The sequence below is a fragment of the Actinomadura rugatobispora genome, from assembly GCF_042656285.1.
In the GTDB taxonomy this organism is placed as follows: Bacteria; Actinomycetota; Actinomycetes; order Streptosporangiales; family Streptosporangiaceae; genus Spirillospora; species Spirillospora rugatobispora.
In genome coordinates, this window is the sequence record NZ_JBHSON010000025.1 from 63,591 (window position 1) to 84,648 (window position 21,058).

Below are 21,058 nucleotides of genomic sequence, written 5' to 3' on the forward strand. Positions count from 1 at the left end.
GTATTGCCCGGTACCGGCCTCGCAGGAGCTTCTCCGGTGTCTTGTCGAAGTGCGCCTTAGAACGTTCTACAAGTAATGGCGAAAAACGCGGTGCAACTATCACCGCAAGCCTCGCGGCCAATCGGGCCGTGGCATTTATCACATGCGGCGGGCCGGAGGGGACGCGGTCCGGGCACCGCCCCGCGGCCGCCACACTGGTGCGATGGACGCCTCCGCCCTTCCCGTGCGCGCCGCCGTCCCCGCGCTGCTGGCGGCGCTGGCCGGACGCGGCGCGGCCGTCCTGTCGGCACCGCCCGGCACGGGCAAGACCACCTTCGTCCCGCTGGTGCTCGCCGGCCTCGTGCCGGACGCGGCCGGGCCGGGTGCCGGCGGCGGCAAGGTGGTCGTCGTGGAACCGCGCCGCCTGGCCGCCCGCGCCGCCGCCCGGCGCATGGCCTGGCTCCTGGACGAGCGCGTCGGCCGCTCGGTCGGCGTCAGCGTGCGCGGCGAGCACCGCCCCGGCGCCCTGGTCGAGGTGGTCACCACCGGGGTGCTGCTCCAGCGCCTGCAGCGCGAGCCCGAACTGCCCGGCGTCGGCACGGTGATCCTGGACGAGTGCCACGAGCGCCACCTGGACGCCGACACCGCGATGGCGTTCGTCCTCGACGTGCGCGCCGCGCTCCGCCCCGACCTGCGCCTGGTGGCGGCCTCCGCGACCGCCGACACCGGCCCCTGGGCCCGCCTCCTCGCCGGTGAGGACGGGGAGCCGGCGCCGGTCGTGGAGACCGCGGCGGCGTCGTACCCGGTCGAGGCCGTCTGGGCCCCGCCCGCCCGGACGCCGCCGCCCCCGCACGGCATGCGCGTCGACCCGGCGTTCCTCGCGCACGTCGCCGAGACGGTGCGCCGCGCCCTCGCCGAACGCGGCGGCGACGTGCTGTGCTTCCTGCCCGGCGCCGCGTTCATCGCGGGCGTCGCGGGCGCGCTGCTCGACGCGGGCGCCGAGGTCCTGCAGGTGCACGGGCAGGCGCCCGCCGCCGTGCAGGACGCGGTGCTCGCGCCGGGGGAGCGGCGCCGGGTGGTGCTGGCCACCTCGGTCGCCGAGTCCAGCCTGACCGTGCCGGGCGTGCGGGTCGTGGTCGACTCCGGCCTGGCCCGCGAGCCGCGCACCGACCACGCCCGTGGCCTGGGCGCGCTGACCACCGTGCGCGCCTCCCGGGCGACCGCCGACCAGCGCGCCGGACGCGCCGGGCGGGAGGCCCCCGGGACGGTGTACCGCTGCTGGACGCAGGCCGAGCACGAACGGCTCCCGGCGCGTCCCAGACCCGAGATCGAGCTGGCCGACCTGACCGCGTTCGCGCTGCAGGCCGCCTGCTGGGGCGAGCCCGACGCGCGCGGGCTGGCCCTGCTGGACCCGCCGCCCGAGGCCGCGCTGCGCGCCGCCCGCGCCACCCTGCACGCCCTCGGCGCCGTCGAACCGGAGGCCGCCGGCGGCCGGGTCACCGAACGCGGCCGCGCCCTGGCCCGCGTGGGCGTGGAGCCGCGGCTGGCCCGCGCCCTGATCGACGGCTCCCGGGAGGTCGGCGCGCGGGCCGCCGCGCAGGTCGTGGCGCTGCTGTCGGAGCCTCCGCCCCGCACCGCCGGGGACGATCTCACCGCCGCCTGGCGGGCGCTGCGCCGCGAGGGCCCGCCCGCCGACGCCCACGCGGCCCGCTGGCGCGACGAGGCCCGCCGCCTGCGCAAGGCGCTGGACGAGGCGTCCACCGGCGACGCGCCGGGCCGTCCCGCGGCCGACGACGCGGTGGCGGGCACCGTCGTGGCGCTGGCCTTCCCCGAACGGGTCGCCCGGGCACGGCCGGGCGGCGGCCACCTCATGGCCTCCGGCACCGGAGCGGACCTGGCGCAGGGGTCGGCGCTGGCGGCCGCGCGCCCCCCGTGGCTGGCCGTGGCCATCGCCGACCGCCCCGCGGGGTCGGCCTCCGCCCGGATCCGGCAGGCGGTCGTCATCGACGAGGACGTGGCCCGCCTCGCCGCCGCGCCGCTCCTGGCGTCCGGGGAGGAGGTCGCCTGGCGGGACGGCGACGTGGTCGCGCGCCGCGTCGAACGCCTCGGCGCCATCGAGCTGGCGGCCCGTCCCCTGACGCGCCCCGACCCCGCGCGGGTGCGCGCCGCGCTCGCCGACGGCCTGCGCGCCGAGGGCCTCTCCCTGCTCACCTGGTCACCGGCCGCCACCGCCCTGCGCGAACGCCTGGCCTTCTGCCACCGGTCGCTGGGACCGCCCTGGCCCGCGATGGACGACGCCGCGCTCCTGGGGCACGCCGAGGACTGGCTCGCCGCCTCCGGTGCCCGCCGCCGCGCCGACCTGTCCCGCATCGACGTCGCCGCCGCGCTGCGCGGCCTGCTGCCGTGGGAGTGCGCGGCCCGCCTGGACGAGATCGCCCCCGAACGGGTCCAGGTGCCCACCGGCTCGCGGATCCGCGTCGACTACTCCGGCGAACAGCCTGTGCTGGCGGTGAAGCTGCAGGAGCTGTTCGGCTGGGAGTCGGCGCCCCGGCTCGCCGACGGAAGGGTGCCCCTGGTGGTGCACCTGCTGTCCCCGGCCGGGCGGCCCGCTGCGGTCACGGCCGACCTCGCCTCGTTCTGGCGCGAGGGCTACAAGGCCGTACGGGCGGAACTGCGCGGCCGCTATCCACGGCACCCGTGGCCGGAGGATCCCGCCCACGCCGAGCCCACGCGCCGCACCAAGCCCCGCAAGCGCTGACCCGGCGGCGTCCTCCTAGGGCGCGCGGCGGGTGCGGATGAGGGCGTCGATGCCGTCCAGCACCCGCTCCAGGCCGAACTCGAAGGCGTGTCCGGGGCCGATCGCGCCGCCGTACTCCTCCCCGGCGACCGTCCCGACCCGGCTCCCCAGCGGGTAGCGGGAGTAGTCGACCAGCTTGTCCAGTACGGGGGCGCTGGCCTCCCACCACTCCTCGTCGCTCATCCCGGTGCGCTGCTCGGCCTGCGCGGCGTTCACCGACACCCGCGCCGAGCTCTCGGCGAACCCGGTCACCAGGGCCACCACCGAGTCCATCTCCAGGTCGGTCAGCCCGAGGCCGTCGACGGCGCGCAGCTCGCGCTCGTACTTGTCCAGCAGGTTGGGGCCCATCGGGGGGCGGCCCAGGGAGACCTGGAGCATCCACGGGTGCCGGTGGTAGAGGTCCCAGTGCTCGCGGGCCATGCGCTCCAGCCGGTCGCGCCATTCCCCGGCCCACTCCGCCCCGCCCGCCGCGGCGTCCGCCGGCGGGGCCAGCTCCCCGATCGCGCGGTCGAGCATGAGGTCGATCAGCTCGGACTTGCCCGGCACGTAGGTGTAGATCGACATCGGGGCGACGCCGAGCGACTCGGCGATCCGGCGCATCGACAGCGCGTCCAGGCCCTCGGCGTCGGCGATCTCGATCGCCGCGCGCACGATCTCCTCCACGGTCAGCCGCGGCCGCGGCCCGCGGCGCGGTCTGGGCTGGGCGCCCCACAGCAGCTCCAGGCTGCGCACGGGGTCGCCCGCGCCGCTGTACTCGGTGGTCACGGCTCCCATCCTCGCAGAGATCGCGCACGGCCCCGGCGGCCGGTGCGCCGCCCGGGACCTAACTCCGTATGGCGTACGTTATAGTTGGCCTGCTTACTCCGTACAACGTACAAAATTTGGAGCGGCAGATGGGCCAGCTCGCGACCGAACCGGCGATCGAGGCCGAGGGCCTGCGCAAGCGCTACGGCGACACCACCGCCCTGAACGGGGTCGACCTGACCGTCCCCGCCGGGACCGTGCACGGCGTGCTCGGCCCCAACGGGTCGGGAAAGACCACCACCGTCCGCATCCTCACCACCCTGACCAGGCCCGACGGGGGCAGCGCCCGCGTCGCGGGGCACGACGTCGTCCGCGGGGCGCGGCGCGTCCGCACCCGCATCGGCCTGGTCGGCCAGCACGCCGCCGTGGACGAGGTCCTCGGCGGCCGGCAGAACCTGGTGATGTTCGGCCGGCTCTACCACCTGGACGCCCGCGCCGCCCGGCGCAGGGCCGACGAGCTGCTGGAACGCTTCGGCCTGGCCGACGCGGCCGACCGTCCCGCCGGCAAGTACTCCGGCGGCATGCGGCGCCGCCTCGACCTGGCCGCCGGGATGATCCTCTCCCCGCCCGTGCTGTTCCTGGACGAGCCCACCACCGGGCTCGACCCGCGCAGCCGCATCGAGGTCTGGGACGCCGTGCGCGCGCTGGCCGAGGGCGGCACCACCGTCCTGCTCACCACCCAGTACCTGGACGAGGCCGACCGGCTCGCCGACGGGATCTCGGTGATCGACCACGGCCGCGTCATCGCGGGCGGCACCCCCGAGTCGCTGAAGAGCGACCTGGGCGGGGACCGCCTCGACGTCGTCGTCCGCGAGGTCGGCGACCTGCCCCGGGCCGCCGCCGTCCTCGCCCGCGTCGCCGGAACGAAGACCAGGGTCGAGGTCGACGCGGACGCGCTGCGCGCCGGGGCGCCGGTGGCCGACCGGGTCGGCGCGCTCACCGAGACCGTGCGGGCACTGGACGAGGCGGGCGTCGCCGTCGCCGACATCGGCCTGCGCCGCCCCACCCTGGACGAGGTGTTCCTGCACCTCACCGGCCGGCGGCCGGACGCCGCCACCACCCCGGACCCCGGCACCGGCACGGCCGAGCCGAGCGACCCACAGGAGGCACTGGCGTGACCACGATGACGACCCCGGCCCCGCCCGCCGCCGCCGCGGACGAGGACCCCCGCGGCCTGCGCAGGCTGCTCATGGCCGCCGGCGACTGCCGCGTCCTGACCGCGCGCGCCCTGGCGCACTGGGCCCGGCAGCCCGGCACGGTCGTCGCCGGGCTGCTGTTCCCGGTGATGGTCGTGTTGATGATGGGCTACCTGTTCGGCGGCCAGATGAACGTGCCCGGCGGCGGCGAGTACCGCGAGTTCATCATGCCCGGCATGTTCGCGATGACGATGGTCTTCGGCATCGAGACCACCTTCGCCGCGATCGCCGCCGACGCCGCCAAGGGCGTGGCCGACCGGTTCCGCACGATGCCGATGGCCTCCTCGGCGGTGGTCGTGGGCCGCGGCGCCGCCGACATGCTGCACGCCGTCGCCGCCCTGGCCGTCATGGTCGTGTGCGGCCTGCTGGTCGGCTGGCGCTGGCACGAGGGGATCGGAAACGCGCTGGCCGCGGTGGGGCTGCTCCTGCTGCTGCGCTTCGCCCTGCTGTGGGTGGGCACCTACCTCGGCCTGGTCGCCAAGGGCCCGGAGTCGATCGTGGCGGTGCAGGTCCTGGTGTGGCCGGTCAGCTTCCTGTCCAGCGCCATGATCGCGCCCAGCACGATGCCGGGCTGGCTGGGCGCCGCCGCCGAGTGGAACCCGATGTCGGCCACCATCACAGCCTGCCGCGACCTGTTCGGCGGCGCGGGCGCCGCGCCCGGCGGCTCCTGGGCGGCCGAGCACGCCCTGCCGATGGCGGTGGCGTGGCCGCTGCTGATCGTGGCGGTGTTCCTGCCGCTGTCGGTACGCCGCTACCGCGTCATGGGCCGCTGACCGCCCCGCAGGCGGGTGAAGGCTAGGAGAGGACGGCGGCGCGGTGGCGGGCCAGGGCCAGGGCCGGGTAGCAGTCCTCGGGGTAGGTCTCCGCACCGTCGAGAGCGGCGCGGAGACGCGCCCCCACCGCCGCCGCGTCGTAGGGCTGGACCACGCACAGCTCGGCCTGCATCGCCTGCCGCGCGGCGGCCATCATCGCCCGCACGTCCCCGACCACCACGATCTCGGCGGGCGCGTCGCCGTACGACAGCCGCACCGCCAGCGCGTGCAGGTCGGCGCCGCCCTCATACCGGAACTCGCAGACCAGCCGGTCGCCGTCCAGCGGCCCCTCCTGGATCAGCCACGCCTGACCGGGCGTCACCGCGCCCAGGGCGTCCGCCCACGGCGGCTCGGGCAGCCCGCGCAGCTCACCGGCCGCCTGCCCGGCCACCCGGCGGATCCCGGCCGGGCCGATCGCCGCCAGCGCCCGCAGGAACGCGCGCGTCCCCGGCGTCCCGGCCCCCCGCAGCACGGTCACCAGATCGCCCAGCGCGGCCCGCCGGCCCTGTTCGTGCGGGGCGGCCGCCTCCAGCGCGCCCAGCTGCGCGGAGGTCCACACCTCCGCCTGCAGCGCGCCGGGCAGGGCGGGCAGCTCGTCGGCCGCCCGCGCGTACGCCCCGTACACCTCGCGCAGGCCGGGCAGCATCAGCCGGGGCGGCCCGGCGGCCGTGGCGTCGGATCGGGTGGCACTCACCGGTCCAGGCTAGGCGACCCCGCGGCCCGCCCGGTCCGCAGGGGCCGCCCCGGGCCCCGTCAGGTGTTCGGGACGGTCAGGAGCGTCCGGTCCGAGCCGATCGTCCGCACCTCGAACCGGGTGATCTCCCCGGGGCTCAGCGCCGTCCCGCCCTGCAGCGTCAGCGCCGGAGGGGAGCCGGGGAACCCGTACCCCTTCGGCGGGACGGCCCAGCCCGCCACCGTGTGCGCCCGCCCCGTGCGGTCGACCGCGACCAGCTCGCACTCCAGCGGTCCCCGCACCCGGCTCAGCCGCAGCCCGACCAGGCTGCCCCACTGCTTGCGCTCGGTCGCGACCTGGCCGCTGACCCCGGTGCCCGCGTCGGTGGCCGCGACCGGGCGGCCGTTGCGGAACAGCGCCTCCACCCCGCTCTCCACCACCGGCGGCGTCTCCTCCCGGTCCGCGCCGACCGTGACGCCCAGCCCCGCCGCGCCGCCCATCAGCACCAGCCCCGCCGCCACGCCGACCAGCGCCTGCGACATCCGCCGGCGGCGGTCCAGCCTCCGGCGGCGCAGCAGCAGATCGGTCACCACGGCCGGATCGGGCCGCACCGGCGGCGCCGGATCCGCGTCCTCCCCGGGGGCGGACCCCCAGACCCCCAGGGCTCCGCCCGAAGAGCCGTCGGAGGCGATCGGCGGCAGGCCGTCCAGCGAGGCGGCCAGGCCGCGCAGCGCGCCCAGCTCCTCCCGGCACGCCGGGCAGACGGTCAGATGCGACTCGAACGCGCGGCGGTCCGGCTCCTCGAGCAGGCCCAGGGCGTAGGCGCCCACATCGGTGTGCTGGATGATCGCGTTCACGGTGTCACCCCCCTCTCCTCCAGGGCGACCCGCAGCGCCCTGAGCGCGTAGTACACCCGGGACTTGACCGTGCCCACGGGGATGCCGAGGGACGCGGCGGCCTCGTTGACCGAGCGGTCCCGGAAGAAGGTCTCGTTGAGGATCTCGCGATGCGCGGGGGACAGCGACAGGAGGGCTTCGGAGACGACCACGGAGCGCAGAAGATCCTCCAACCCGTCGGGGGCGCGCAGGTTCTCCAGCGGGCCCTCGCCCGCCTCCTGCGGCCGGGCGTTCTTGCGGCGCTGGTCGTCGATCACGATCCGCCGCGCCACCGTGGCCAGCCAGGGGAGCAGGGACGTGGCGTTGGCGTCCAGCTGGTGCGCGCTGCGCCAGGCGCGGATCATGGTCTCCTGCACCACGTCCTCGGCCCAGTGCCGGTCGCCGCCGGTCAGCCGCAGCACGAACGACAGCAGCGGCCGGCCGTACACCCGGTACAGCTCGTTCACCAGGACCTGGTCGTCCACGGTGTCGCCGGGGCGCGGGCCGCGGAACCAGCTCCAGGGCCCGGCCGCGGGGGTGCGCGCCTTGGCGCGGGCCGCCGGAACGGTCGTCGGGGATCTGTGGGCCATCGGGGGTCTCCGGCTGTGGGTGCGGGGGTAGCGGGGTGCGGGGGAGCGGAGGAGCTGGGGGTGCTCGGCTGCCGGCTCAGGACCCCGGGGAGGCGCCCGAGCCCTGGCCTCCGCTGCCGGGGCCGTAGCCGGGCGGGACGGGGATCCCCGCGTCGAAGCCGGCCTTGGCTCCGTTGGGCCGGGCGGCGAACCACGCCCCGCCCATGCCCTGCCCGGCCGCGTCGCCCGGCGCGGTGTCCCTGGCCGAGCGGTACAGCGGCCAGCCCGCCAGCGTGACCTGCAGCGTGCCGTCGGGACGCCTGACCCTGCCCACCGCCGCCTGGTTCACCCCGCCGCTGGCCCGCAGGGTGGGCGTCCACCGCACCGGCGGCCACATGCGGGCGCAGGCGGCCCCGCAGGCGCTCAGGGACGGCCGGGCGCGGTCCCGGTCGTAGCGGTAGAGGGTGCGGCCGGCGCTGTCGACCACGACGTTGCCGAGCGGTCCGGCCGAGTTGACGTGCAGGCGGGTGACGGCGACCGGCGACCCGTCCCCGGGGACCCCGTCGCCCGGGGCGGCCGACGGCGGGGCGCCCTTGGCCGGCTTGCCGTAGCCGTCGCCGTTCTCCAGCGCGCTCAGCGGGACGCTGCCGTAGGCCGAGCAGGCCGTCAGCGTGGCGCCCGCCACCGCCGCGAGGCTGGCCGGGGCGGCCCGTCGCCGGAGTGTCATGGGCGGCTTCCTTCCGGGTTACCAGGGGTGCCTGTCGGGAGGCTGTACGCGGCTGCGGCGCGCGGGGTTCAATGCCGGAGGGCGGGACCGGCGCCGGTCGGCCCCGGTCCAGGCCGATTGACCGGCTTATTCGCGTTTCGCCCTTACTTGTTCGCGAGGTTTTGCTTACCTGGGCGACCAATGGGCCGCCGCCCTCGTCCAAAGGGGCGTTCGACGGCATCACACGACGGCAGGAGGAGGTGCCCCCGGAGCGACCGCAGAAGCATCGCGGAGGTCCTTCGTACGAGGCGAACACTCACTCCGCAACTGGAGCGAATGAGGGCAACCGGCCCGATTCGCTCGAAGGACCGAGAGGCGATCGGGAGTGAACGGGAACGGACTGGTCTACCGGCTGCTTCTGGCCGTGGACATCCAGGCGTACAGCAAGCGGACCACCCGCGAGCAACTGCAGGCGCAGCACCTGCTGACCCGGGCGCTGGACCGGGCCGCCTCGGGCATCGGCCTGGAGCGCGCCCGCTGGGACAAGCAGGTCGGCGGCGACGGCGAGCTGGCCACCCTGCCCGAGGGCGTCGACCCCGCCCCCGTGGCCGGCGACTTCGTCATCGCGCTGGCGTCCGAGCTGCGCGAGGTCAACGGCGGGCGGGACGGCGGCCCGCCGCTGCGGGTGCGGCTCGCCCTCCACCACGGCACCATGACCGCGGGGCCGTTCGGGCCGGCCGGCGACGCGCCCATCGTGGTGCAGCGCCTGCTGGACTCGGCGCCGCTGCGCCGGCTGCTGATCGACGACCCCGAACGCGACGTGGCCTACGTCGTCTCGGAGTCGCTGTACGGCGACGTCGTGCGCACCGGGTTCTGCTCGCTGCCGCCCGCGGCGTTCCAGGCCGTCAAGGTCACCGCCAAGGGCACGGCGTTCCGGGGCCACATCCTCACCGGGCGCGCCGAGGGCGGCGGTGCGCGGCCCCGCGGGGAACGGCGAGGAGAGAGGGGCGGGCCGGGCGACCGGCCCGCCCTTCCCCCCGGCGCCCGCGTCCTCGACTTCCCCCAGCTGGCGCGGCAGCGCGCCTGACCCGCGGGCGGGGCCGGGAAGGATGATCCGCCGGGCGGGGTTGTGCCGTTCGACACCCGACGTACGGCGACGGAGGAGGCCCCGCATGGCGGACGAGACGGCACTGGCGAAACTGGTGGCCGGACGCGACCTGGGCGTGCTGGCGACGATCAAACGGGACGGGCGCCCCCAGCTGTCCACCATCAACTACCACTACGACGAGGGGCGCCGGCTGGTCCGGATCTCGATCACCGACGACCGGGCCAAGGCGCGCAACCTCAGCCGCGACCCCCGGGCCAGCCTGCACGTCAGCGCGCCCGACGGCTGGTCCTGGGCGGTCGCCGAGGGCGACGCCGAGCTGTCGCCGGTGGCCGCGGACCCGCACGACGCCGCCGTCGAGGAGCTGATCGAGCTCTACCGCGACATCCGCGGGGAGCACCCCGACTGGGACGACTACCGGCGCGCGATGGTCGCCGACCGGCGCCGGGTCATCCGGCTGCGCGTCGCGCGCCTCTACGGCCAGCCCCCGCAGGGCTGACCCGTCCCGCCGCGGCGCACGCGGGTACCACGGGCGGGGTAGCGGGGCGCGGCCCGGCTACCCCGCCCGTCGTAGGGGTGATGCCGCCGGTGATGCGATGCCCCCGGCGGGACCGTCCCGGCACCGTCGGCGGTATGACGACGACACAGCGCACGCCCATCACGCCCGTCACCCCCGGCACCGCCGCGAACTCGGCCGTGCCCACCGCGCGAGAGCGCGCCGGTCGTACGCGCGCGCCGGCCCGCGCCAGGTTCACGCCGCGGACCCGCAAGGCGATCCTGCTCCTGCACGTGATCAGCTCGATGACCTGGCTCGGCCTGGACGTCGGGCTGCTGGCGCTCAGCATCACCGGATCCCTCAGCGACGATCCGGTCACCCTGCGGGCCGCCTACCTGTCCATGAACATGCTGGGCGACACCGTGCTGATCCCGGCGAGCCTGCTCGCGCTGGTCACCGGGGTGCTGCTGGGCGTGGGCACCAAGTGGGGCCTGGTCCGGTACACCTGGGTGCTGACCAAGCTGGTGCTCACCGTCGTGACGGCCGCGCTGACCGTGGTCGCGCTGCGCGCGAGCCTGAACGAGGCGGCCGCCGGGGTGCTGGCCGCGCGGCCCAGCGCGGGCGACGCCGCCGACGGCCTGCTGTTCGCACCGGTGGTGTCGCTCACCTGCTACACCTTCATGACCGTGCTGTCGATCTACAAGCCGTGGGGACGGATCCGCCGGGGCCGCCGCGCCGCGGGCGCCTGACCGCCGTGCACCGGGTCCACCCCCTAATATCCCGGTATGGCGGAAGTGGCCTCCCGCGACGGGGCGTGGACCTTCGACGGCGAAGTGGTGCGGATCGTGCCCGGGCACGACCGCTCGGTGCACAAGCTGCGCAAGGCCCTCGGCGAGCTGGTCGTGCCGCTGCGGGCGGTCCGGGGCGTGGCGTACGAGCCGGGGCGCAAGGGCGGGCGGCTGCGGCTGCGCCTGCGGGACGGCGCCGACCCCCTCAGCCAGGCCGTCGCCGGAGGGCTCCCCGACTCCGCCGACCCGTACACGCTGGCCATCCCCTCCGACCGCGTCGGAGCGGCCGAGTTCTTCGTCGACGACGTGCGCAACTCCCTGCTGGTGTGGGAGGTGCCCGAGGGGCCGTGCGACCGCTACCTGATGCCGGGACCGGGCGTGCCGCTGACCGCCGGCGCCGGGGACGGCGCCGCTTCCTTCGACGGCGAGCGGGTCCGCCTGGAGTGGAACTGGATGGCCAGCGGCGCGAAGACGGCCGCGGGCACGCAGGTGTTCGAGCTGAAGGACCTGGTGGGCGTGGAATGGGGCCGCCAGTCCGGGATGGGGTACGGGTACCTGCGCTTCAGGCTCCGCAACCCCGGTCCCGACCGGTCGCCGGACGAGGACACCCGCGCCCTTTCCTGGGGGATCCAGAAGGAGGGCGGGACCACGGCGCTGCTCGCCGCCGCCGTGCTGGCCCGGCTTCCGCACCCGGTCGGCTCGGCGCTCCCCGCCGCGGCCGCGGACGACAAGCCCGTCCTGGAGAAGGCCCCCGACGCCGGCGCCGCCGACCCCGACGCCATGCTGCGCAGGCTTCGCGAGCTCGGCGAGCTGCACCGCGAGGGCGTGCTCACCGACGAGGAGTTCACCGCCGCCAAGCGCACCCTGCTGGGCATGTGACCCCGGTCCGGGGTGGAGGATCCTGACCCCCGGGAGAAGATCCTTCACCTCGGGTGAGGGATGGGCACTCCCGGTCCCGTGAACGAGTGCTTTCCAGCCCGCGCCTTCCGTGCCACCCTGACGGCACTCCGACCACGGGAGGCACGGCGATGTGCGACGAACCGGCGCTACCGCCCGCCGTCCAGGACGCCCTCCGCGAGTACCGGCGGCTCCTGGACGAGCACGGCCCCGCCTGGGGCGAGGACCCGATCACCTACGTCAAGCAGATCGAGACCAGCGCCTACCTGATGAACGAGCAGGCGTTCTGGCTCACCTGCATGAACCAGGTCGCCGAGCGCCACCCCGGCGCCCGCGACGCCGAGTTCGAGGCCCGCATGCGCGAGCTGGACGTCCACGAGATCATCCGCGACGCCCTCGGCGGGCAGGTCCTGGACAACCTCGCGGCCCTCCGCCTCACCCCCGGCGGCGCCTCCCTCGACGCCCGTCCCCAGACCGTGCTCGACGGCGGCGAGGCCGGGGACGGCGCCGCGTTCCGCACCGGCCTGCTCCTGGACTCCTCCCGCGACGAACCCGCCACCGTCCACGTGAACGACGAACCCCACCACGTGCCGCCGCGCGGAGCCCGCCTGATCTCGATCGCCCCCGGCGACGCCCTCACCGTGGACGGCGGCGACATTCCCCTCGGCGCCCTCGTCCGGGCCGTGCCCTCGGCCACCCTCCGCCTCCGCGCCGGCATGCCCTGCCGCTGGTCGGTGATCGGCGAGAACGGCCAGGGCTGGTACCCCGACGGCGCCCCGCCCAGGCTCGACTCCCACCGCACGCCCTACTTCCACGGCGACGACCTCCTCCTGCGCGTCCCCGCCGAGCCGCTCACCGTACGCGTTACCCGCGGCATGGAGTACGGCACCGAGGAGCGCACCCTCACCCCCGTACCCGGTACCGGCACCGTTCTGGAACTGACGCCGGAGCGGCTCTACGACGCCGCCGCCCAGGGCTGGTACGGCGGCGACATGCACGTCCACATGAACTGGACCGGCGACACGGTCGGCACCCCGGCGCAGGCCGCCGCCGTCCAGCACGGCGAGGACCTGCACGTCCTCAACCTCGTCGCCGGCAACGTCGCCTCCGAACGCGTCTACGACCGCGAAGCCCTCGAACACTGGGCCGGGCAGGACCTCCCCTGGTCAGACGCCGCCCACATCGCCCGCCTCGGCGTCGAGTACCGCAACGACATCCTCGGCCACCTCTACGCCTTCGGCGTCCGGCGGCCGCCCCGCCGCTACCACACCGGCTTCCTCGACACCGCCGACTGGCCGCCCAACGCCGAAGGTTGCGCCGAACTCCGCGAACTCGGCGCCGTCCTGGGCTACAGCCACCCCTTCCACGTCCCCATCGGACCCGACGCGCCCCCCGCCGCCGCCCTCACCGCCGGCCGCAACTGCTCGGCCCGCGAGATCGTCGTGGACGCCGCGCTCGGCCTCATCGACAGCCTCGACGTGCTCAACCACTCCTCCGTCCACACCACCGCCGTCGTCTACCGGCACCTGCTGGGCGCGGGCAACGTCCTGGCCGCCACCGCCGGCACCGACGCGATGCTCTCCTTCTGCCGCCGCGGCAACCAGTCCAGCCCGCCCGGCTGGGAACGCGTCTACGCCCGCGTCGAGGGCGACCTCACCGCCGAGTCGTTCGCCGAGGCCGTCCGCTGCGGCCGCACCTTCGCCACCACCGGCCCCTGGCTGGAACTGGAGGTGGACGGCCTCGGCCCCGGGGACGTCCTGGACACCCTTCCCGGCGACCACGTCACCGCCACCGCCACCGCCATCGGCCCCGAGGTCACCCGGCTGGAGATCCGCACCGCCGAACGCGTCGTCGCCGAGGGCCCGCCACCCCGGATCACCGCGCGGATCGAGCTCGGCGAGCCCACCTACGTCGTCGCCGTCGCCTCCGGCCCGCGGCACCCGCGCTCGTTCCACCACACCGGCGCCTACGCCCACACCAGCCCGGTCTACATCGACCTCGGCGGCGACCAGGTCGCCCGCGAATCCGACCTGCGCTGGTGCCTGGACTACCTCGACCGCTGGGAGGAACTCCTGCGCGCCCAGGGCCGGTTCGACGCCGGCGGCCAGCTCACCGACCACCTCGACCTGATCGACCGGGCCCGCGGCGTCTACCGCGACCGCCTCCGCAGGCCCCGCCGCGCCCGGCGCGGCTGAACATGGCTGAACGAGGCTGGAAAAGGTGCGAGCGGAGAGCACCCCGCAGTTCTCTCCGCTCGCACGTCCTCGGACGGCCCCTCCTCAGTCGAGGTCGGGGCCGTAGACCTCCCACAGCTCCCCGGCGAAGAAGCGGCCGAACGACACCAGGGCCGCGGGACCGCCGGGCCCCGCCGTGCGGAAGGTGGTCAGCTGGCGGGCGAAATCCGTCAGCTGGATGTGCAGCACGCCCGCGCCCAGCACCACCGCCCCCTCGGGGACCGCCCCCTTGGCGGCCTCCTCGACCGCTTCCTCGTCGGCGTGGCCGTCCAGCAGGTGGACGTACAGCGTCGAGGTGTCGGGCCAGATCCGGGTCGGCGGACCGTGCAGCACGTTCTTGTGACCGATGAGGGTGCGGGGCCGGCCCCGGTCGTCGGCGAAATGCAGCCGGTACTTCATCAGCCGGCGCTCCTCGGCGCCCCCCGGCGCGAAGAGGTTGAACCAGCCCCGCTGGACGGGCCGCCGGCCCCCCTGGCCGGCGGCGTCCACCCATCCCTCGGCCCGCGCGGTGTGCTCGGGCTCGGCCAGGAACCGATCCACGTCGTCGGCGGTGATCGTGAGCCGGAACGAGAACCGCTCGCGGCCCTCGTCCAGCTCACCCGCCCGCGGATCGGTCGCCCCCCAGGAGACGAACCCCTTCATCTCCTCGGTGAACGACAGCGACGTACGGCCGGACGACGCCTCCGGGGACGTTCCCCCGGTCCCCGTCGGCGCCCCCGAATCCGTGCCGTACGCCTTGCCGCCCACCGCCCCGCCGGGCGAGCCGGTCCCCGTGACCGGCTCGGCCCCCGTGTCGGCGGGGCGGGACATCCCCTCCAGGATCCGCGTGGCCATGCGGTCGGCCATCGCGGCGATCGTGAGCGAGGGGTTCGGCCCCACCGGCCCCGGCATCGCCGCCCCGTCGGCGATGTACAGGCCGGGGAAGCCGAACACCTCCCCGAAGGCGTCGCAGACGCCCTCGACCGGGTGCCGCCCCATCGGGGCGCCGCCCAGCGGATGAACGGTGACCACGCGCTTGCGGAACCACGCCGGGTTGTCGGCGTACTCGGCGCCCAGCACGTCGGCGATGCCCTGCATCGTCGTGCGCAGCCGCTCGAAGTGCGCCGCGCTGGTCTCGACCGTCCAGTCGGCCGCCAGCCGCCCGTCCTTGAGCGCCAGCCGCCCGTCGGCGGTGTCGCGGCCCATGCCCAGCAGCGGCAGCGAGCTCACCGACAGCGCCCCGTCGCCGATCAGGTCCGCCAGCTCCTTGGACAGGTTGGTGTCGGGCGCGCCGGAGAAGAACTCGGTGAACCGGTTCCACAGGAACTTCACCGCCCGGTCGATCTGGTCGCCCAGGTCGAACGGCTGCACCATCCAGTCGACGAACGCCGGGTAGCCGCCGTCCTGGATGTAGGCGCCGCGGCCCGCGCCCGGATGGCCGTCCAGCTCGTCGGGCAGCCGGATCGCGCTGGTGATCACCGGGCCGCGGCTGGCGTCCAGCGGCCGCACCCGGTTGCGGTCGCGCGCCTTCAGCAGGAACGTCAGCAGGTCGCCGTTGCCGCAGAACCGCGAACCCAGCGCCGGGCTGAGCCCGGGGAACGCCGTGCGCGACTTCAGCAGCAGGAACGTGGTGCCGTAGGTGCCCGCGCCCAGGATCAGCCGGTCGCAGGTGATGGTGCGGACCGGCGGCTTCTTCCCGGCCCTGCGCTCGGGGTCGTGGTGGACGTAGTCGACCTCGTACCCGCCGCGAGGCCGCGGCCGGATCGCCTTCACCTCGTGCGAGGTGCGCAGGTCCGCGCCGTGGAACGCGGCCGCCGACAGGTAGTTGTGGTCGAGGGAGTTCTTCGAGCCCTCGTTGCAGCCGATGTCGCACTCGCCGCACAGCCGGCAGGTGCGCCGCCCGCCGCCGTGCAGGTTCCCGTAGCCGGGATCGACGATCGGCAGGCTGACGCCCGGCGCGGCGCCGCGCTCGGGGGCGAAGCCGACCGCCAGCGGCGGCAGCGCCCAGTTGAGGCCGAGTTCGGCGGCGGCGTCCTGCATCGCGTGCGTCTTGGGGGAGTCGTCGAACGGGGCGCGGTCCAGCGGGTACGGCGTCGCGCCCATCATCTCCTCGACCCGGTCGTAGTACGGGTCGAGGTCGTCGCGCGTCACCGGCCACGGCTCGTGCCCGCCGTCCAGGCCCTCGTTGACGAACCACCGCTCGTCCTTGCGCAGCAGCACGTTGGCGTAGATGAGCGAGCCGCCGCCCAGGCCGGAGGAGACGACCGAGTCGCAGCCCTTGAAGCTCCACACGTCGAACATGCCGTACAGCCCGGCCGAGGGGTCCCAGAACGCCCGGCCCATCTCCGAGGGCGAGCGTGGGAACGACCCGGGCGGGTAGGGCTGGCCGCGCTCCAGCAGCACCACCGACCGGCCGGCCTCGGCCAGCCGGTAGGCGGCGACCGACCCGCCGAACCCCGAGCCGACGACGACGGTGTCGGCGTGCTCGGCGGCCACGTGCTCGGTCATCGTCATGCGGCCTTCCGGTCGGTGCCGTGCTTCTGGAAGTGCGCGAGGATCCTCGGGTAGACCCGCTCGTGGGCGTTCTTGCCGAGGATCGGGTCGATGTGGCCGTAGCCCGGCAGCACCTCCAGCTCGTGCCGGCCCGGCACGACCTTCGACAGCAGCGCGTGGCAGACCACGTTGGAGTCGGTGAAGATCCGGTTGTGGTCGCCGGTGGTGAACAGGATCGGCGTGGTGATCTTTGAGGCGCGGGCCAGGAAGTTGGTCGGCAGCGCCTTCAGCCTCGGATCGCGCGGGTCGTAGCGGACCGCCCGGCCGGCCTTCACCATCTTGCGGATGTGCCGGTAGTAGTGGACGGTCGAGGCGCCGTTGATGTCGGCGAGCCGGTCGTGGGTGTGGGTCTCGGGCGCGAGGTTCTCGTGCATGAAGAACCCGGGCCGGCCGCTCGCCCACATGAAGCTCTGCATGTGGCAGGCCGACTCCTTGCACTCGGGATGGAACGCCGAGATGACCTGGGACATCAGCCACCGGCCGCTCAGCTTCGGCGCCTCGGTGAAACGCGGGTCGATGTAGGGCGAGCCGAGGACGTAGTCGGCGAAGTTCGGGCCGATCGCCATCTTGACCTTCGACCACGACGGCACCCGCGGCGTCAGGGAGACGCTGTTGACGACCAGGCTGGCCAGGTCGTCCTCCACCGCGCCGCCGAACAGGCTCATGCTGAACGACAGCGCGCCCAGGCAGTGCGCGAAGACGTGCACCCGGCGGTCGCCGATGTGGCGGCGCAGCTCGGCCATCGCGGCCGGGTAGTCGAACAGCGCGATGTCGTCGAGCGAGTAGCGGCGCCCGCCGGTGTTGTACGGGAAGCGGTTGCTCATCCGGAAGTCGAGCGCCCACACGTCGCCGAAGCCGTTGTCCAGCAGGTAGCTCACCATGTTGTAGATCTCCGGCATGGTGAACAGGTCGCTGGAGGAGGTGAGCCCGTGCATGAGCAGGACGACGTCGTCGCTGTCCTCGCGGTGGAAGCGGGACAGGGTGAGCAGCAGGTCGTCCTCGGTCGTGAACGGGTGCAGCGACACTTCGGCGTCCGTGACGCCCTCGGGCGAGAAACGTCGGATTCGGCGTGCCATGTCTCTGTCCTCCCGGCTGAATGACGGTCCAACGATGGCAGTCGCGTACGACGGCGCGGCATCGTGGAAAACCCGTATTCGCGCCCCGCGGTACGTGGTGCCCGTGTGGAGTGAGAGTCCGTTTTCGACCTGACGGTTCATTCTCGTCCGGATCTTGGCACGAATCTGTGCCGCCTGGCACGGTCCCGCCGCCGTTCCGCAAGGCCGCGCAACGAAGATCACATCGGCCGGCGGATCACCCGGGCCGCCCGGACCGTCCGGACCGCCCGGCGGAACGGGTCGCGGGGCTCAGGAGTCGCGGTCGCCGGGGCGCCCGTTCAGCACCGTGACGACGCCGACCCGCGAGCTCACCCCGAGCTTGCCGAAGACCCGCGACAGATGGGTCTCCACCGTGCGGACGCTGAGGAACAGCTTCTCGGCCACCTGCTGGTTCGTGCAGCCCTCCGCGACCAGCGTGGCGATCTCGTACTCGCGGGGGGACAGCCCGAACGGCTCGTCGCCCCGTCCGCCCCGGCGCGGCGAGGCCACCCGCACCCCGAGGCGGCGCTGCTCCCGGACGGTCTGCGCCAGCAGCGCCCGCGCCCCGCACCACTCGAACAGCTCCGCGGCGGCCCGCAGCCGCTCGCGCGCCGGGTCGCGCTCACCGGCGGCCTGGTACGCCAGCCCCGCGGCAAGCTCGGCACGGCCCGCCTCCAGCCGGCGCCCGGCCGACAGCAGCAGCCGGCCGCCCTCGGCCGCCAGCGAGGCCGCCGCGGCCGGATCGGACGGGCGTGCCGCGTGCGCCTGCGCGAGCCGCACCATCCCCGCGTCGGCCGATCCCCCGATCCCGCCGAGCATCTCGGCGATCTCCGCCCAGCGGCCGGGCTCGCCGTCCTTCTCCCGGGCCGCCTCGACCTGGGCCAGCATCTCCGCGCAGCACAGCAGCGTGGACGGGTCGAGCTGCGGCGCGGTCGGATCGCCGCACGCCTCCAGCGCGGCGACCGCGCCCTCCTCGGCGCGGCCCGAGTTGACCAGCGCGACGCCGAGGGCGAACCGGGCCATCGCGCCCCACCACTCGCCGGCGCCGAGGTCGCCGGCCACCGCCTCCTCGCCCAGCCGCAGCGCCCGGTCGTGGTCGCCCTGCCACGTCGCGACCAGGCACTGCTGGGTCAGCCCGAACACCAGCGTCTCGCCGGAGCGCACCAGCCGGGCCGTCTCGGTGGCCTCCTCGGCCGCGTCCGCCGCCTCGGCCAGCCGCCCCAGCAGCGTGTACAGCCTCGCCTGCGCGTTCAGCAGATAGGTGATGTAGGGCACCTGGCCGGTGGAGCGCGCGATGGCGATGCAGCGCTCGAGCCGGCGCCGCGCGTGGTCGTACCGGCCCAGCATGACCTCGGCCCAGCCCAGCCAGGGGACGTGGTCGAGGGCCTCGGCGATGTGGCCGTCGGGGGACTCGGCGTACACCGCGTCGGCGGCCTCGGCGAGGGCGATCGCGTCGTCCACCCGCCCGGCCCCGTAGGCCGGCATCACCCGCAGCGAGGCGACCGCGACCCGCAGGCCCGGCTCCCAGCCGGGCGCGTTCTCCGGCATCCGGTCCAGCACCGCCTGGGCGCCGCGGATGTCGAGGCGCATCAGCCGGTCGGCGACCAGCCGGGTGCGCAGCAGCACGGCGGCGGGCGCCTGCGGGTCGGGGATGCGGTGCAGCTCGTCCAGCACCAACGCGCGGGCCTGCTGGTGGCGCTGCAGCTGCCGCTCGATCACCGCGCACATCTGGACGGCGCGGGCGCGGCGGGCATGGTCGTCGGGGGGCAGCAGCCGCAGCAGTGTGCGGGCCGTCTCCTGGCCCTCCACCAGCTGCCCGCTGACCGTCTGCGCGTGCGCCAGCTCGGCCAGGAGCCGGACGTGCGGGGGCCGCCCGCCGTCCTCGCCCGTGTCGAGCCCGGCCTCCGCCGGGTCGGGGTCCTCGGGCATCAGGCGCAGCGCGGCCTTCAGCCAGTGCGCGGCGGTGGCCGGTGCCTGCGGCGCCACCGTGCGGGCCGCCTCGACCAGCGTCGCGATCGCCTGCTGGTCGCCGTAGCCGGCCGACCGCTCCACGTGGTGGGCGCGCAGCGTCGCCGGGGCGCCCAGGTCGCCCAGATGGCGGGCGATCCGCGCGTGCGCGCCCAGCCGCCACCCGGCGGCGGCCGAGCCGTACACCACGTGCCGGACCAGCGGGTGGCGGAAGCGGAACCGGCCGGCGGAGGCGGGCCGCACCACGTCGCGGGCGGCCAGGTCGTCCAGCGCGGCCAGCGCCCGGTCTTCGGCGATCTCCGCCCCGGCGGCGGCCAGCGCGGGCTCGAACTCGTCGGCGGCGACCGCGGCGGCCCGCGCCACCAGCAGCGCGGTCTCGTGCAGCCCGCTCAGCTCGACCCGCAGCGCGGTGCGGACCGCGGGCGGCAGTTCGGTGATCTCACCGAGGTCGGGCAGCGCGCCCCAGGGCTCGGCGACGGCCTCCTCGGCCGGGGACGGCTCGGCGCCGTCGCGCCCGCCCGGGCGGCGGGCCAGCGCCTCCAGGTAGAACGGGTTGCCGCCGCTGGCCTCGTACAGCGCCTGGCAGCGGGACCGCGACACCTCCGGGCCCAGGAACTGCTCGACCTCCTCGCGCGTGAACGGGTCGGCGGTGACGCTGACGCCGTGCTCGCCGGCGATGTCGACCAGCGTGGCCAGCCGCGCCGACGCCTGCGCGGGACGGTAGGCGACGCCGATCAGGACCCGGGCGCGCGGCGGATGGCGGACCAGGTAGCCCAGCAGCTCGATCGAGGCGTCGTCGGCCCAGTGCACGTCGTCGAGCAGGAGCATGAGGCCGTTGTCGGAGGCCAGCTCCTCGAGGAGATGGCGCACGGCGCGGTGCAGGTGGTAGCGGGCCACGCCCAGCGGCTCCGCGTCGGCCGCCGGCTCGCCCGGTGCCGCCCCGCCGGGCGCGGGGCCCTGGACGCCGGCGTCGGACGCGGGGGAGTGCGCGGCACCGGCCAGCGCCGGGAACACCGTCGACAGCAGCCGCGCGGTGGCGGGATTGAGCGCCGGGCGGCTGCGCTCCAGCCGGTCGTCGAGGGCGTCGACCAGGGCGCCGAAGGGCATCTGCTGCTCGAACTCGGCGGCGCGCCCGGCCAGCACGGGCAGCGAGCGGGCGCCGGCCGCCGCGGCCAGCTCGCCCAGCAGCCGGGTCTTGCCCGCGCCCGGATCACCCGACAGCGCCAGGAAGCGGAAGGAGCCTCCGAACGAGGCGTCGAGTGCCTGGTCCAGGACGCGGAGCGCCGTCCGCCGCCCGACGAGCGGGGCGCCGGCGGGCAGGCCTTCCGCGTTCCGGTCCGCGCGACCCTCCATGTCCACACCCCAACAGTGACAGGCGGTCGATGCGCCGTGATCGTTCTACTTGCGTGACTACCGGGTGTCGCCGGGGACATAGTACTGATCTCCCGATAACGGGAGCCGGTCGCGAGCGCGCCCGCGGCGGGCCGCCGCACCGGTCCGTCCCGGTCTCCCACCGTGCCACCGGTCATGTGC

General features: G+C 75.4%; 16 protein-coding genes. 8 read left to right on the forward strand and 8 right to left on the reverse strand.

Features of this window, described 5'->3' with window-relative positions:
- Nucleotides 1-202 precede the first annotated feature (202 nt).
- Entirely contained in the window at nt 203-2,737 is a 2,535-nt protein-coding gene (gene hrpB, locus ACFPZN_RS19490; RefSeq protein ID WP_378283434.1) for an ATP-dependent helicase HrpB, read from the forward strand.
- Between the two features lie 15 nt (nt 2,738-2,752).
- On the opposite strand, the gene ACFPZN_RS19495 is transcribed toward hrpB, so the two are convergent.
- Nucleotides 2,753-3,541, reverse strand: coding sequence for a TetR/AcrR family transcriptional regulator (locus ACFPZN_RS19495; protein ID WP_378283435.1), 789 nt, complete (start codon nt 3,539-3,541; stop codon nt 2,753-2,755).
- A 128-nt stretch (nt 3,542-3,669) separates the two neighbouring features.
- Here ACFPZN_RS19495 and ACFPZN_RS19500 point away from each other — a divergent pair, with 128 nt between their 5' ends.
- Both ACFPZN_RS19500 and ACFPZN_RS19505 read left to right on the forward strand, forming a co-directional pair.
- Nucleotides 3,670-4,698, forward strand: coding sequence for an ATP-binding cassette domain-containing protein (locus ACFPZN_RS19500; protein ID WP_378283436.1), 1,029 nt, complete (start codon nt 3,670-3,672; stop codon nt 4,696-4,698).
- A 5-nt stretch (nt 4,699-4,703) separates the two neighbouring features.
- Nucleotides 4,704-5,549, forward strand: coding sequence for an ABC transporter permease (locus ACFPZN_RS19505; protein WP_378283472.1), 846 nt, complete (start codon nt 4,704-4,706; stop codon nt 5,547-5,549).
- Between the two features lie 22 nt (nt 5,550-5,571).
- Here ACFPZN_RS19505 and ACFPZN_RS19510 read toward each other — a convergent pair whose 3' ends face one another.
- The 4 genes from ACFPZN_RS19510 to ACFPZN_RS19525 form a co-directional block, all read right to left on the reverse strand.
- A complete protein-coding gene (locus ACFPZN_RS19510) occupies nt 5,572-6,282 on the reverse strand; it encodes a hypothetical protein (protein WP_378283437.1) in 711 nt (236 codons plus the stop codon).
- 59 nt (nt 6,283-6,341) lie between these two features.
- Nucleotides 6,342-7,118 (reverse strand): anti-sigma factor, encoded by a 777-nt coding sequence (locus ACFPZN_RS19515; RefSeq protein WP_378283438.1) that lies wholly within the window; start codon nt 7,116-7,118, stop codon nt 6,342-6,344.
- Nucleotides 7,115-7,726: a sigma-70 family RNA polymerase sigma factor gene (locus ACFPZN_RS19520; RefSeq protein WP_464042802.1), complete on the reverse strand. Its 612-nt coding sequence runs from the start codon at nt 7,724-7,726 to the stop codon at nt 7,115-7,117. Before ACFPZN_RS19520 ends, ACFPZN_RS19515 begins: the two co-directional genes overlap by 4 nt.
- A 76-nt stretch (nt 7,727-7,802) precedes the next feature.
- Nucleotides 7,803-8,432, reverse strand: a complete 630-nt coding sequence (locus ACFPZN_RS19525) for a hypothetical protein (protein ID WP_378283439.1) — start codon at nt 8,430-8,432, stop codon at nt 7,803-7,805.
- A 364-nt stretch (nt 8,433-8,796) separates the two neighbouring features.
- Between ACFPZN_RS19525 and ACFPZN_RS19530 the strand changes: the two genes are divergently transcribed.
- The 5 genes from ACFPZN_RS19530 (at nt 8,797) to ACFPZN_RS19550 (ending at nt 13,892) form a co-directional block, all read left to right on the forward strand.
- The gene (locus ACFPZN_RS19530) at nt 8,797-9,498 is read left to right on the forward strand and encodes a nucleotidyl cyclase domain-containing protein (protein WP_378283440.1); all 702 of its coding nucleotides are present in this window, start codon (nt 8,797-8,799) and stop codon (nt 9,496-9,498) included.
- Nucleotides 9,499-9,583: 85 nt separating this feature from the next.
- Nucleotides 9,584-10,015: a PPOX class F420-dependent oxidoreductase gene (locus ACFPZN_RS19535; RefSeq protein WP_378283441.1), complete on the forward strand. Its 432-nt coding sequence runs from the start codon at nt 9,584-9,586 to the stop codon at nt 10,013-10,015.
- A 134-nt stretch (nt 10,016-10,149) separates the two neighbouring features.
- Nucleotides 10,150-10,761 carry a DUF2269 family protein gene (locus ACFPZN_RS19540; RefSeq protein ID WP_378283442.1) on the forward strand — a complete coding sequence of 204 codons (612 nt, stop codon included), beginning with the start codon at nt 10,150-10,152 and terminating at the stop codon, nt 10,759-10,761.
- A 36-nt stretch (nt 10,762-10,797) separates the two neighbouring features.
- Complete coding sequence (locus ACFPZN_RS19545) at nt 10,798-11,679, forward strand: DUF4429 domain-containing protein (protein WP_378283443.1); 882 nt, start codon at nt 10,798-10,800, stop codon at nt 11,677-11,679.
- Nucleotides 11,680-11,828: 149 nt separating this feature from the next.
- A complete protein-coding gene (locus tag ACFPZN_RS19550) occupies nt 11,829-13,892 on the forward strand; it encodes a CehA/McbA family metallohydrolase (protein WP_378283444.1) in 2,064 nt (687 codons plus the stop codon).
- 84 nt (nt 13,893-13,976) lie between these two features.
- Here ACFPZN_RS19550 and ACFPZN_RS19555 read toward each other — a convergent pair whose 3' ends face one another.
- The 3 genes from ACFPZN_RS19555 to ACFPZN_RS19565 form a co-directional block, all read right to left on the reverse strand.
- Nucleotides 13,977-16,424: a GMC oxidoreductase gene (locus ACFPZN_RS19555; protein WP_378283445.1), complete on the reverse strand. Its 2,448-nt coding sequence runs from the start codon at nt 16,422-16,424 to the stop codon at nt 13,977-13,979.
- Complete coding sequence (locus ACFPZN_RS19560; RefSeq protein WP_378283446.1) at nt 16,421-17,539, reverse strand: alpha/beta hydrolase; 1,119 nt, start codon at nt 17,537-17,539, stop codon at nt 16,421-16,423. The genes ACFPZN_RS19555 and ACFPZN_RS19560 overlap by 4 nt, the downstream gene beginning before the upstream one ends.
- A 288-nt stretch (nt 17,540-17,827) precedes the next feature.
- Nucleotides 17,828-20,878 carry a helix-turn-helix transcriptional regulator gene (locus ACFPZN_RS19565; protein WP_378283447.1) on the reverse strand — a complete coding sequence of 1,017 codons (3,051 nt, stop codon included), beginning with the start codon at nt 20,876-20,878 and terminating at the stop codon, nt 17,828-17,830.
- Nucleotides 20,879-21,058 lie beyond the last annotated feature (180 nt).